Source organism: Bacillus sp. NPDC060175, assembly GCF_042728695.1.
Classification (GTDB): Bacteria; Bacillota; Bacilli; order Bacillales; family Bacillaceae_G; genus Bacillus_A.
In genome coordinates this window covers 1-12990 of the sequence record NZ_JBHWYR010000104.1, presented here as the reverse complement: position 1 = coordinate 12990, position 12990 = coordinate 1, and the positions used below count along the sequence as shown (strand labels likewise).

The following is a 12990-nucleotide window of genomic DNA, read 5'->3' as shown; positions in this document are numbered from 1 at the left end:
TTTAAAACCGTATCCCACACAACTTTTATCCCATCAAATGCATCTGATACAACACTACCAATAGCACTAAATACAAATTTAAAAGCTGGTAAAAGAACATTTTCGATGAATGATGAAATTTTCGAAAAAACAGGTGATAGTATTTCGTCCCAAACACGTTTGATAATCTCAAAAGCATCTTGAACAATATCTTTTATGATAGTGAATCCTTTTTCAAATACTGGTTGCAAAGTTTCAGTGATTATGGATACTATCTGATCTATTGTTGGTTTGAAATATTCATTGTATATAGCCATTATTTTATCGCCGAATAATACCCATATAGCAATTAATCCTGCGATTGCCGCAACCACTAAAGCAATTGGACTTGTTAAAACAGCCATAACACCTGCAAAGGTTATAGCGCCTGATGTGGCTAAGAAGATTACTGGAGCAAGTGCTGCACAAATACCAACAAGTATACCAATCGCAATCGTTATAGCAGTAATCGCCGCTGCTAACACTGGATGAGCTGAAATAAAACCAGCAAATGCAGAAACAACATCGGCTACTGTAAGTAACACTGGTTCAAGAGCTTCTTTTAACTCTTTCATTGCTTCTTTCCATTTGACCATTGGTGATGCATCCATTTTATTTGCGGATTCTTGTAAATCATCTATTCCTTTTTTTAAGTCAGCTTGCTTTTCTTCTGTTTGTAAAATTGTATTAATAATGTTTTGACCTTGGTCTTCAAACATTGTACCGAATAGTTGTACGCCAATCGCTTCCCGCAAAGCAGCATCATCGATATTGTTTAGCCATTTAACCATATCTACAAATGCTTGCTTACCTTCTTCACCGCCTTTAGCAATTGCTTTACCCCAACCCTCAAGTTGAGTGAATATTTCTTTTACAGCTGCACTATCAGGTGGTTTTTTCGCAAGCTCCAGTTTCTCTGCATTCATTTCTTTAAAAGAATCTAGTTCATCTTTATGAGCCTCTCGTACAGCATCCATTTCATCACTCAAGCGCTCACTTAATGCTTGTTTGCGATTATTATGATTTTCTTTTAAAGCTGATAGATTCGCTTGATTAACTTCTCTTACTGAATCGAGTTGCGACTTATTTGATTCACTAATCGCCTTCAAATTCTCTTGTTTATTTTGCTGAAAAGCTTCTTTTTGTTCCTGTTGACGCTCTTTTAAAGCATCTTTTTCCACATTGATTTGCTCTTTAACCTGCTCTTTACGGCTATCAATTTCCGATTTCAATGCTTCTTTTTTCGCATCAGATGCTTCTTTTATACTGTCTTTTTCCTCTTTTAATCTATCAAGCTGGCCCTTACGTTCTTCACGTATTTTATCTAGGCGCATTTTCTCTTCGAGATCTTGTAATGCTTTTATTGCTGCCTGTCGTTCTTCTTCATTTTTGGCTTTGCTTATTTTTATCTTTAAATCAGCACGTTTTTCAGCATTTTCACGATCTTTAATATATTTATCTTCTGCTGCTGTTTTTCCATCTAGATAACCAATTTGATCGTCAATCGCTTTAAGACGATTGTATTTTTCCTCATCGATTAATTTCATACGTTCCATATATTCTTTATCGATGAGTTTTATTTTCTGCTCAGATGACTTTTCAAACGCCCTAACTTCCGCTTCGAGCGATTTCTCGAGTGCCTTTTGTTGTCTATCATAATTTTTTGATGCTGCATCATATTCAGCGCTAAGTTTTTTCTCTAAGTTCTTTTGTTGATTATCATAACTTTTGGAAGTTGCATTATATTCATCATCAAGACTTTTAGCTAATGCATTCTGTCTGTTACTATGGCTTTTAGAAAGTGTTTTCTCTTGATTGCTATAGGATTTAGCAAGTGCAGATTCTTGTTGTGCAAATCCTTTTTGCATTGCTGAAATTTGCTCATCAGACATTTTTTCAGTATCATCCACAACACCACGAATAGAATCTTTCATGCTGTTGCTTAATCCACGTGCCATTTCAACAGAACGGACACGACCTTCTTTTAAACCCGATATGTTCAACAGGATTCGCAAGTCCCTGCCAGTTCTCTTATGAACTTCTGTATATCACTATACAGACCAGACTATATCATCATCTTTGTATAAGATGCTCCCCGTTTCGGATGTCATTGGCTTACACCCTACGCTTTTCAGCTAGTCGTTGCACGTTCCTTTTTACAGGCTTCGCTCAGTATTGTCTCTATTAGAGATTTTCACTGAATTAAAGGAGTTTTCTATGAATGTCACCACTCATAGGGACAATTGTTTATCCAATAGGTTGTCAATATTCCAGGATTTTTGTTGAGATGCACTTGTCATAATACTTTGTACTTCTTGTGCCGTATAACCAACTCGTCTTAACTGCTGACCATATTCAGCGATAATATCTAGTTGTTCAGGTGGGAAACCTATTTTTAAAAGCGAATTAACTAATCCTAGCGCTTCTTTATTTGAAATATTTAATTCGCTACCAATCTCATTTGTTTCTTGTATTAATTCTGTAAAATCAATTTGCGAATAGGAACTAGCAATGTTTGCTGCTCCTTTTATGATTTCCGTATTTGCTGCGTCAGAAGCATCTTTATTTAATGCCCATTGTCTACGTACACCCTCCAATGCTTCCTCTGCATCACCGCCATAGGCTGTAACAGTTCTGACTGCATCCTCCACAGATCTCTTTGATGATTCTGGAACGTCAAAAGTAATATCAATTTTCGTCTTTAACTCAGACATATCTAGAGCCTGTCCGATGACTTCTTTAAGTCCTAGACCCGCGCCTATTCCAGCTACTACGTTTTCTAACTCAACGCCTAATCCTTTAACACTTTCACCTGCTTGCTCTGCTTCTTGAGAGAGCTGGTTTAAATCGCTCCTAATGTTTTGAATGGAATTACCATCATCAACAGAACGAAGAGCCTGTTGCAATTTCCCAATATCCGCTTCAGCTCCAAGCGCTTCCCTTCCAATTATCTCAATGGCTTGATCTAGCTGCCTACTTGATGCCGTACCATTTTTAATTGCATTCACAAGACGATTCCCTAATGCATCCGCAAAATCATCAACACTTTTTCCTGTGGCGCTAAATAAAGTCTCTAATTGTCTTGTTGAACTTGCTGCTTTATCTTGCTCAGCCTTTAATCCTGCAAGACTGTTTTTGAATCCATTAAGTTGCCCTTCTGTAAATTCAATTTCACGTCTAAACGCTCGATATTGTTCTTCATTAATCGCACCACTTTCAAATTGTGCTTGAACTTGCTGTTGAGCTGACTTTAAACTGTCTAATTTTTTCGTTGTATTCTCAATTTGTTGAGTAAGCAATTGTTGCTTTTGGGCTAAAGCTTCCACATTACCGGGGTTGAATTTCAATAGTCGTTCAACATCTTTTAATTCTTTAGTTACAGCTTCACTTTGTTTGTTTACATCTTTTAAAGCATTTTGAAGACCGGTAGTTTCTCCACCAATTTCTATCGTTATCCCTTTAATTCTTCCTGCCATGTTATCACCTCGCTTGCTTAGAAATTATTAAAGTCATCTTGTGTAGCTGTTCTTGTATTTTCTTGTTCTTTTTTCGGATTTCGTAATTCAACATACTCATCGATATAATCCAAGCAATCGCCTATTGTCATATCTTCCAAATCTTCTTTTGAGAGTTTGCATGAATAACAAAGAGCAAGGAATGTATCAACGGAAAATCCATCCTTCCCATTGTTACGCCCTTGCCCTTGTTCATCTTCTGTTATTTTTTTTTTGACTGAACCGTGCTTTTAATTAAGTCCTGAATTTCAGTGATAATTTCAGCAATCGGAAATTCTCCGAATGTATCAAGCCATGTTAATGGATCTGGGACTTCTTTATTTGCCGTTTTAGCAAATGCCCATACTAAGTTATAAATAACTTCAAAATCTAATTTACTTAAATCAACTTGTGAAAGGTCGATATTACTTTGGTCACCATCAGCCGAGATATATGAAGAAAGTACCCCTAAACCAAGAATATCCGCAAACATATCACGTCTAAATTGCGCCTTATAGCGGATAGCTGTACCGGCTGTACTTTTTAAAAGCACGTCTTTCTCATCAATTGTGATTGTTTTTTCCATCTAGTTACGCCCCCACAACTTTCTCGTAAACTTTTGTATACCATGCATCATAAACAAGAGGTGGAGTACCAACAGTTGTTGAATCTTTCACTTTTAATGTTTCTGGATGTTGTGATGCTACGAACTTTAATTCTGTTGTATTCGGCTCTGTTTTATCACTTTTTGTGGAAGAACCAAAGCCGGGACGAGATACAGATACGTTATACAGTACATGACGTGTCGCTTTTACATCTCCATCAAATTCAAACATTAAAGCAATTCTTTTGATTTTTGCATTTGATACTTCTGAAATAACCTTGTCCTTTTCATCTAAAACTTCCCCTAATACGTCAGTTCGAAAAGCTTCTATAAGCTTAGCGAGATTTAAAGTACCTTCATACCCTTGATTACTTGATTCCGCATAATAGTTCATGTCATCAGCGTAAAAGTCTGATTGTTCACCTTTTGGGTCCATTTTCATTTCAACAGCACCAGGCAATCTCACTGGCTTAGCATATGTGATTTTTCCTGTTTCATCTTCTGAAATAACACCATAATGTACATTTTTTAGACCAAAAGTAACTTTGTTTTCATTCATTTATATCAACCTCGTTTCATATATTTTTTGAAATAATTTCTCTGAATCTATAAAAACCTCAGATGATTCATAAGGAATCTCATTATCGTCCAAGGTTTGTTCAAGTTTGGCTTCAGCAACCAAATCCTTTTTAATTGTGTAAAGCTCAATAGTTATATCGTTTATTTTGTGATGTACTTTGTTATCAGCAATCATGTTTGGTGAGCCGTCCACAAGATAACAAATATATGGTGGCTTAGGCACTGGATTACCTGGTAATGCTGTGAAATGCGAATAAGCCACAGGATAACCTGTAGCATCAAGAATCTTTTTAAATTCAGCTAATGTCATTGTTGAACCGCCCCTTCGATACGTCTTGGCAATTCATCAATTATATAATCTTCAACTGGACTGATGTGTACTTGGGCTGGAACTCGACCGCCCTCAGCTTTAGCATGACCTTTTTCTAAAAGATGTGTTAATTGTCCCTTTGTATTATAAATAACAATATTCTTACCATCTTTTTTCTTACGCCATCCTTTACCATAAGCACCTGTTTTTTTAGGGCTACTTTCCTTTAATTTATCTACAGCAACATCAGCTACTTCTTCTTGTGAAACTATTAATTTCTCTTCCACAACATTTACATATCTTTGTAATTCTCTAGCTAAATCACTAGCGAAATCATTCATCGCCCACACTCTCCTTTGCAATGATGGTTAATGTTTGATTCATCTCATCATCATTCATAGGCGGTTCAATAATATCGAAGATACGACCCTTTAAATTAATCCTCATTTCTTCTGTAATTCCAGAAGTGTATGGGATAACAAAGCGATACGTTTTTGTCGCTTGTGAAGCTGAAGCTGCAATATATTCAGAGCCTTTTAGCGTTTTTATCATAGCCCACGCTTTTTTTAACTCTTTCCATGTTATTTCTTCTTCACTTGTTTGACCTAATTCATCTTCTATTGCTATTGGTTGTTCAATAATGATTTTATTCCTAAAATCACCTGTATTTAATGGTTTCTTATACTGAAAAGGACGCATATTAATCACCGTCCAATACAATTTCTTCTAAGGCTTTTTCAATGCTGAAACTATTAATCATTGTTAAAAAATTGTTATTAAAATACTCAAGTGCATCATTATAAGCATAACGAGAGCGTTCAAAAACTAATTCCTTGAACGCTTCATCATTATTTATGTCATAAGAACCACATATTCTTACTAACTCTTTAGTAGATGCAGAAAGGATACGTTTTAGGTTATCGTCTTCATCGTCACCTAATCGCATCCTATCTTTGAATTGCTGTAATATTTTATCTAAAATTACTGTATCCATTCACATCACCCTTAGCTTGCTGGAGTTTTAGGAGCGAAAGAAATCTTTAAATCATACACAAGAGCCGCTTTATTATCTTTTGGTTTACCATTAGCAAACTGTTTGATTGTATAAAGCGTAGCATCTTCAATCGCTAACGTTTGATCAAACTTTTTAAGCTTGTAACCACCCGCAATTGCTGCAAGATATTGATCTTTTACAAAGAATAAAGCTTTACCAACTGGAACTTCTTCAGATTCAACAGTTTGAATATTATAAGGTAATGCCATAACCCATTGACCAGTTGCTGTTTGGATTGTGTTACGTGCTTGTACACCAATAGCATCCACAGGATTTACAGCCATTACAATTTTATTTAATACTTTACGTGATTTCCCTTTCGCATCAGTAGATAAAGCCTTTACTACTTCATAAAGCTCTCCAGCAACCACTTCACCGAATTGAGAAGGGGCAAATGTTAATGTACCAGAAGATTTTTTGTCAGTAACAGCACCTGTAGTTGGATTTACATCTTTCATTAAACCAACAGGCTGATGTGCAACAGAACCACCACCATTTACAAACCCAAACTCTAAACCAACTGAATATGTTTCTACTAATAAAGTTCGAACATAACGTTCAACCCATTCTGGGCCAAGATCCAGCATATCGTTTGGAATAGCTGCAAATGCTGTTAATTTAAGTTGACCAATTTGTTCAGATCTAAATGCAGCATTAACTTGTCCTTTGATTTCGCCAAATAGTTCGCCCCATGCATACGCTTTTGTTGCATCAGAATAAATGAACTTAGTAACCGCGCCTAAATCTTGTAGACCTAAAGCATCAAGTAAGGGATGTTCCTTAACTAAATCTTCAAATACGCGCTCTTGTGTAGTTACTGGAAGGATTGAACCGTCTTTAAATCCACCCTCTTGTACAACAGCATTGAAGAATTTTGTTTCCGCTGCCGTTAATACGTTTTGACCGCGTTGTTGTAGAATAGAACGATCTAACATTTCATCATTCACTTGATTACGGACTGTGTTAACTACATCCGTTTGCATCGCATCAAAGAAATTTTCAAAAGCAGTTGATTGTTCTTTTTCTGTACTTTCTGCATTAGTTAAAGCATCCGTTAATTTTGCTTTTGCTTTGCTAAATGCTTCAGATTTATTAAATTTAATCGTCATTATGTGTTTCCCCCATTTTTTATAATTTTAAAAAGAGCCCTTTAATCCCACCATTTTTTACAGGTTTCGGATTCGGCTCTTTTGGTTGTTCTTCTATGTTGTTTTGTAAATCATTCAGGATTTCGTTTTTTAGTCCTGATAATGCAACGTTTAAATCTTCTTTTGTAATCCCTTCGGTTTTACCTTTATTGAGTGTTCCATTCCTAAAACCATCGATTACTTTCTGTGGAAGCATGGCAGAAGTGGCAGCTGAAGCAGTCATTTTAACCGGATTATCCATAAACATGATTTCATCCACAAACTTGTTTTCTAATGCTTGTTGTGGGCCCATCCATGTTTCTTCAGCCATCATATTAAGTAGTTCCTCTTCAGATTTACCACTTTTGATGACATAGGCATTTACAATTGCTCGATCTGTTGTTTTCAACATCTCAGCCGCTTTTTCCATATCACGATGATCTCCACCATTCCACATAGAAGCATTGTGGATCATGATTTGTGCTGTTGGTGAAATTCGAACTTTATCACCAGCCATTGCAATAACAGAAGCCGCACTTGCAGCTAAACCAACAATTTGCACTTCCACATTACCAGGATAATTTTTTAATGCTGTATAAATCTCTGATCCTTCGTGTACATAACCACCCGGACTATTGATTGATACGATTAAATCCTCACCATTGGCATTAGTAAGTTCTTTTGAAACCTTACCTGGGCTTGTAGCATCCATTTCAAACCAATCATAAATCCAAGCTTCATCACTAGAAATGATTGGACCTTTAATATCAAGCTTTACCGTCATTTGTATTCTCACCTCCTTTATCTATATTCATTTCAGCGTAGTTCTTCGTAATATAATGTTTGTCCAAGTTCGGATCATTTGAAGCTTCATATCCGGCTTCCAATCTCATTTCATTTCCTGTAAATGCACTTGAAGAAATAAGTTTATCGATACTTGTTGCAAGGTCGAATATGTTTTGATAAGAAACAGATTTAATTTCAATCTTTTTACCTTCAAAATACTCATTCATTTCAAAGAATTTAACGTTTGCTTCATCTGAAATCTTTTTTAATAAAGGATTAACTGTGAAAAGCATGTAATTTTTCGTTTGCTTCTCTACATCAGCCATTTCGCCATATAACAAAGCTGTTGGAATACCAAAAGCCATTGCTACTTGGTTTAAGAAACCATTCGTGACTTTGTTTATTTCGTCCACACTTTGACCAGAGTTTCCACCGCCCGATGTTTCAGCGTATTTGAATCCAGGTTGTTGTGGAATGATAGCAACGTCTTTTTCTCCAATCGCTTTATACATGTTATCAATGAACTCTTGCAGCTTTGATTGATGCTCTTTACTTTTTGCAGCAAGCATATCCATATCAACTGTTCCGCGAATTTGATTTTTACGCTTTTGAGAGTTTAATATCCTACCGAATAAATCACCATAATCAGTAAAAAGGCCATCAATGAGTGGTGATAATTTATCATTCCGGTATCTCAAATGAATGACTTCACTTTGTTTAAAGCTTCTTTTAAACTGATAATCTTTTACTGTGACATTTGTAAAAGTATCTTCAAATACAGCGTATTCATTATGCTCAAAGTCATCAGCAATAAGTAGATCACCATCATCAGCTTGTATAATTAGAGCTTCATTATCATAAATGAGCTTGTAAATATACTTTTCCCAAAAGGTACTTGCTGTCATATTCTTATTGGGCCTAACATTTAATCGGTAATAAAGCTCATCCTTTTCAAATGCTTCGCCGTTTTTCACTCTAAATTCAGACTGACTAATTGTCCTTCCTAAAAAAGAAATACATGTATCAATCGCCAGTCGTTTCATATGGACTCTATTTGCCTTTTCGATAAACATTTCCACATCAAACATAAAACCTAATTCACTATTTCTTTTAAATACTGCATCCAACCATCCAATGATTATCACCCCCTTTATTAGAATTTAATACCATCTAGCATAAAGTCGAATTCATCCACAAGAATGTTATCCGCTTGCCATAACGCATGGATAAAAGCTTGAAATCCATCTGTTTTCCTTTTAAATTCATCCTTTTTTAGATACTCCTTGTTTCCGTCTTTTTTGATGTGGACGTAGACGTTGTTGGTGTACCAACGCATTAACGGATTATCTCCAAAAATAATACGGTTATTTGCGAATAACGTTTCAACTCTTGGTGCTAATAAAGAATGTATAGCTTTTGGATTACGAATATATAACAATATGAAACCTTCAGCTTCAAGTGCTGTTTTAACCAGATCAAGACGGAATGTATCAGCTACAATCGTATTAACCCCGTATAACTCACGCATTTTTACAAACCAATCAACAATATGTGAGATATTAATAACCGGTTCATCTAGAATAGTGAGTAAACCCTTTGCTTCCCATTCCTGGATAGGAGCTTTTAATTTAACTTTATCCAAGAATCCTTTACGAACAAAAGAATGAGTTTTCCAAATGTAATCCTCACCATATTTAAACAGTAAACCGACTGATGCGAAGTCTTTGATGCTGGCGAAGTCAAGTCCGCCCACAGCTGTTTTGTGTTTTAACTCTGGAATTTCTCTAAGTGTTTCTCCATCTTCTTCAAAACCAGTACGCATTATTTCTTCCCACGGAGCTACAGCCTTTGTTAAATCCGTTTCAGGGTAGTTCATACGTTTTGTTATGAATTCTTCACGATTAGATGGATTGTTTGCTAACTGTTTATATTGAGTTAATACCTTTTTAAATAACCCTTTAGCATAAGGACTTCTCGGCTCACTAAACATAGGATTCGCTTTTTCCCACACATCAGGATTATCAATTTCTTCTGGATCATCAATCTTACAGATAAAAGGAAACAACGGATCTTCTAAATCTTTCCCTTTAAGGATATTCATTGCTCGCTCTTTCGTCTTATCTAAGAAGCCATCACGAACAAAACCATCCGTACCAATAAAAAATTCTCTAGCATTTGGAACTTTACCAAGTCCACTAGAGAATACATTAACTACATCAAAGTTTTCATATCGATGTATTTCATCATAAATAACACAACCATCACGAAGTCCATCTTTAGAACTTGCATTAGATGTGTGATATTGCATAACGCTTTTTGTATCATTACCAAGGATTTCAACCTTAGTTCGGTAAAACATGTCTTCTAATACTTCTTTACCTTCAATTGCATCATATATTTCACGAAACGATACTTTTGCTTGCTTTTCATTGTTGGCCACAATTGAAACATTGTATCGATCTATTCCGTGTAGTGGACTAATAAAGAAATGGCATAACGATGAAATCAAACCATTTTTACCACCACCACGAGCCATCATAATTAAGAATTGCTCGTAAAAAACAGAATCATCTTCTTCATAAAAAAGAAAAACAAATGCTGTTAGGAATTTTTGAAATGGCTGCAACTCAAAGTACCATTTCTCAGTGAATTTTATATAATCTTCATGCATTTCAGTGTCAAAATATAAATCATCACGTATCAAAATGTATTTCTCAAGGTACTCAATTAGCATTATGCGCTCTTTATTCAGCTTGATTTTCCCTGTCCGATACATTTCAATATATTCATCAACGTATTGATTTTGAATCATGTTAAATCTTTAACTGAGCGCGTAGTCTTTTGAGGAACATTACTTACTTCGGCAGATGCTTCCAAACCAAGCGCACCTAAAATCTTTATCATTCGATCATTGGTTTTATGTAAATCATTGATGGAAGGATTAGATTTTGGGCCATGCATACCAGATATTTTTATTCCGGTGTCTTGAATATCATCGATAAGCTCGCACTTTAAATCCCACAATGATAAATAATCTTGAACTAAGTCTTCATAATGATTCCCGACGATCTTTTTCTTTTTCAATTGGTTGTACAAGTCTTTTTCAATACTTTCTCTCAATGTTTCACGACTAGTTTTAGCCACTATATCCCCTCCTTCCAATTTACAATAGTTCCCAATTTAATATAACGCGCGAAAACGGTGCTGAATTTGGAAAATCGACCCCCTCCTCCGGTGCCCCTAAGACGAAAAATCGTTGAAATATTTTAAGGGGGGGGGATTTTCGAATCATTTTTACCACTTTTCATCATGTTCCCATTTATTCTGTTTCTTTTTGAATGTTCTACCGTGTTCTTTATTGTGGCAATCCACACAGACTGTTTCTAGATTATCTATTTCTAATGCAAGTGCTGGATGATGTTCTAGTTCTTTTATATGATGGACAACGAGTTGTATCTTCTTACGCTTGGCACTCTCACTGTACTCATTGGTGTCCACACGAACATGACCTTTGCGCTTACACTCTTGGCATTCATAGTTGTCACGCTTCTTGACTTGTTCTCGTATACTCTTCCACTCACCACTGTCATAGAACTTACGCTTCTGTTGTTTGGTTTTGTATTCCTTCATCATTCATCCGTTACTAAGAACTCATTCATTGTTTTATCGAGCAAACTAATCATTGCTTCTCTTCTTTGTTTTGGTGTTGTGTTATCGTGTAGCTCATTATGAATTACACTTACCTTCTCTAACTTCCCAGGATTAATATTCCCATTCACTATTTGCTCACCCAATATGGAAATGAATGTACCAATCACAACTGATTTTTCTTGTTCGGTTAATTTAATTAGATCCATCTTTCATCCTCCTCCAAAATAAAAAGCACCCGAATGGATGCTTTTATATCAATTATTGATTTGTATTTTAATTACGGTAAATGAAGTTTTATTCTTCTTCCAACCACCTAATGTTGTTACGTTTATCTTCACCAACATTATTAAGTAGCTGGAAGAAGAGCAAAAGCTCTCCCTAATAACGGTAACATTCAATCACTACCATCTGCTGGTTACGGATTTTATATGCCATCATTATGAGTCGTTTAGACAAAATATAAAGGAATCTTTATGAGTTGTGTTTTCCGCCATTACTCACAATACAAATATAACACGGTAATTGCAAAATAGCCGGCACATTTACTGCCAAAAAGCGGTCACGACTCTGCCACTTATTTTAATGCGCTAACAACATTTATTTTCCTAGACTACCTCACTGCAACAGCCATAAAGAATAGATTGAATGTTTATTTAGGTATTATGCTTGATCTGATTGTAGAACATGTAATGGAGGCGGAATAATCCAACCTTTTTTCTTATTCAGACGAAGTAATATAGCTCCAGCTTGTGCTTTTTTCATATGAAATTGACCAAACATCATTCCAACATCTTCTCGAAGAGATTGTCCCATAGCTTGACTACATGCTACTAAGCCAGCAGCAAGACCTGCTGAAACCGTTGCTGCAATCTCTGCATCATTTATACGAGCACCAGGAGGAATCGTTTCTATAGATGCAACTGGTCTTTCTGGAGGTGCTGGTGGTAATGCAACACCATTCAATTTCAATAAATTTTTTAATTCTTCAACTTCTGATTGGATATCATTCTCTACAAGGTTCTCTAAAAATTTCTTTAAATCCTCGTCTCCTGTGTGGTTAATAAGAACTTGATATCCAGCAATTGCGCCTTGTGCCGTTGCAAGATAACTCCAAATCCCAAAGACTTCTCCGTAGTGCATTGGTTCATTTTGTGGATTTCCACTTAAAATACCCATAAAAATTTTCCTCCTTAAAGAAATTAGACTTTTAACAACAATACTTACTATAGAAAAAATTTTCCCAACCATGTTCTGGATTAAAGAAAATAAGTTCTTATTACTCATAAGGAACACCTTACCTAAATATAGTAATTACCTCTCATAGAATGTACCGTTACCAAAATTTTATTCTTATAAAGAATAAATAC

14 protein-coding genes and 2 pseudogenes are annotated in these 12990 nt (G+C 35.7%); all 16 read right to left on the bottom strand.

What is annotated here, in order from left to right:
• Window positions 1–2021: pseudogene (locus tag ACFWDE_RS27720) on the bottom strand (tape measure protein); the annotation flags it as partial.
• 246 nt (window positions 2022–2267) lie between these two features.
• Window positions 2268–3494 (bottom strand): annotated as a pseudogene (locus tag ACFWDE_RS27715) (hypothetical protein); the annotation flags it as partial.
• A gap of 241 nt (window positions 3495–3735) precedes the next feature.
• The gene (locus ACFWDE_RS27710; protein ID WP_113709690.1) at window positions 3736–4098 is read right to left on the bottom strand and encodes a hypothetical protein; all 363 of its coding nucleotides are present in this window, start codon (window positions 4096–4098) and stop codon (window positions 3736–3738) included.
• 4 nt (window positions 4099–4102) lie between these two features.
• Window positions 4103–4675, bottom strand: coding sequence for a major tail protein (locus tag ACFWDE_RS27705; RefSeq protein WP_377896036.1), 573 nt, complete (start codon window positions 4673–4675; stop codon window positions 4103–4105).
• Entirely contained in the window at window positions 4676–5005 is a 330-nt protein-coding gene (locus ACFWDE_RS27700; RefSeq protein WP_377896035.1) for a hypothetical protein, read from the bottom strand.
• Window positions 5002–5346: an HK97 gp10 family phage protein gene (locus tag ACFWDE_RS27695; protein WP_377896034.1), complete on the bottom strand. Its 345-nt coding sequence runs from the start codon at window positions 5344–5346 to the stop codon at window positions 5002–5004. The genes ACFWDE_RS27700 and ACFWDE_RS27695 overlap by 4 nt, the downstream gene beginning before the upstream one ends.
• The gene (locus ACFWDE_RS27690) at window positions 5339–5704 is read right to left on the bottom strand and encodes a phage head closure protein (RefSeq protein WP_377896033.1); all 366 of its coding nucleotides are present in this window, start codon (window positions 5702–5704) and stop codon (window positions 5339–5341) included. Before ACFWDE_RS27690 ends, ACFWDE_RS27695 begins: the two co-directional genes overlap by 8 nt.
• Before the next feature lies 1 nt (window position 5705).
• Window positions 5706–5999 carry a hypothetical protein gene (locus ACFWDE_RS27685; RefSeq protein ID WP_377896032.1) on the bottom strand — a complete coding sequence of 98 codons (294 nt, stop codon included), beginning with the start codon at window positions 5997–5999 and terminating at the stop codon, window positions 5706–5708.
• Window positions 6000–6010: 11 nt separating this feature from the next.
• Window positions 6011–7168 carry a phage major capsid protein gene (locus ACFWDE_RS27680; RefSeq protein WP_377896031.1) on the bottom strand — a complete coding sequence of 386 codons (1158 nt, stop codon included), beginning with the start codon at window positions 7166–7168 and terminating at the stop codon, window positions 6011–6013.
• A gap of 19 nt (window positions 7169–7187) precedes the next feature.
• Window positions 7188–7970, bottom strand: coding sequence for a head maturation protease, ClpP-related (locus ACFWDE_RS27675; protein WP_377896030.1), 783 nt, complete (start codon window positions 7968–7970; stop codon window positions 7188–7190).
• A complete protein-coding gene (locus ACFWDE_RS27670) occupies window positions 7954–9117 on the bottom strand; it encodes a phage portal protein (protein ID WP_377896029.1) in 1164 nt (387 codons plus the stop codon). The genes ACFWDE_RS27675 and ACFWDE_RS27670 overlap by 17 nt, the downstream gene beginning before the upstream one ends.
• A gap of 8 nt (window positions 9118–9125) precedes the next feature.
• Window positions 9126–10784, bottom strand: coding sequence for a terminase TerL endonuclease subunit (locus ACFWDE_RS27665; protein WP_377896028.1), 1659 nt, complete (start codon window positions 10782–10784; stop codon window positions 9126–9128).
• Window positions 10781–11116, bottom strand: a complete 336-nt coding sequence (locus tag ACFWDE_RS27660) for a P27 family phage terminase small subunit (protein ID WP_256492736.1) — start codon at window positions 11114–11116, stop codon at window positions 10781–10783. Before ACFWDE_RS27660 ends, ACFWDE_RS27665 begins: the two co-directional genes overlap by 4 nt.
• A gap of 150 nt (window positions 11117–11266) precedes the next feature.
• Window positions 11267–11602 (bottom strand): HNH endonuclease, encoded by a 336-nt coding sequence (locus ACFWDE_RS27655; RefSeq protein ID WP_263893156.1) that lies wholly within the window; start codon window positions 11600–11602, stop codon window positions 11267–11269.
• Entirely contained in the window at window positions 11602–11829 is a 228-nt protein-coding gene (locus tag ACFWDE_RS27650) for a hypothetical protein (protein WP_377896027.1), read from the bottom strand. Before ACFWDE_RS27650 ends, ACFWDE_RS27655 begins: the two co-directional genes overlap by 1 nt.
• Window positions 11830–12283: 454 nt before the next feature.
• Window positions 12284–12799 carry a DUF3231 family protein gene (locus ACFWDE_RS27645; protein WP_377896026.1) on the bottom strand — a complete coding sequence of 172 codons (516 nt, stop codon included), beginning with the start codon at window positions 12797–12799 and terminating at the stop codon, window positions 12284–12286.
• Window positions 12800–12990: the final 191 nt, after the last annotated feature.

Bases quoted from the DNA above. Each gene is read 5' to 3' on its own strand.
- ACFWDE_RS27705 (WP_377896036.1), bottom strand. From the start codon at position 4,675: ATGAATGAAAACAAAGTTACTTTTGGTCTAAAAAATGTACATTATGGT.
- ACFWDE_RS27650 (WP_377896027.1), bottom strand. From the start codon at position 11,829: ATGGATCTAATTAAATTAACCGAACAAGAAAAATCAGTTGTGATTGGT.
- ACFWDE_RS27695 (WP_377896034.1), bottom strand. From the start codon at position 5,346: ATGAATGATTTCGCTAGTGATTTAGCTAGAGAATTACAAAGATATGTA.
- ACFWDE_RS27690 (WP_377896033.1), bottom strand. From the start codon at position 5,704: ATGCGTCCTTTTCAGTATAAGAAACCATTAAATACAGGTGATTTTAGG.
- ACFWDE_RS27700 (WP_377896035.1), bottom strand. From the start codon at position 5,005: ATGACATTAGCTGAATTTAAAAAGATTCTTGATGCTACAGGTTATCCT.
- ACFWDE_RS27645 (WP_377896026.1), bottom strand. From the start codon at position 12,799: ATGGGTATTTTAAGTGGAAATCCACAAAATGAACCAATGCACTACGGA.
- ACFWDE_RS27665 (WP_377896028.1), bottom strand. From the start codon at position 10,784: ATGATTCAAAATCAATACGTTGATGAATATATTGAAATGTATCGGACA.
- ACFWDE_RS27675 (WP_377896030.1), bottom strand. From the start codon at position 7,970: ATGACGGTAAAGCTTGATATTAAAGGTCCAATCATTTCTAGTGATGAA.
- ACFWDE_RS27680 (WP_377896031.1), bottom strand. From the start codon at position 7,168: ATGACGATTAAATTTAATAAATCTGAAGCATTTAGCAAAGCAAAAGCA.
- ACFWDE_RS27710 (WP_113709690.1), bottom strand. From the start codon at position 4,098: ATGGAAAAAACAATCACAATTGATGAGAAAGACGTGCTTTTAAAAAGT.
- ACFWDE_RS27685 (WP_377896032.1), bottom strand. From the start codon at position 5,999: ATGGATACAGTAATTTTAGATAAAATATTACAGCAATTCAAAGATAGG.
- ACFWDE_RS27655 (WP_263893156.1), bottom strand. From the start codon at position 11,602: ATGAAGGAATACAAAACCAAACAACAGAAGCGTAAGTTCTATGACAGT.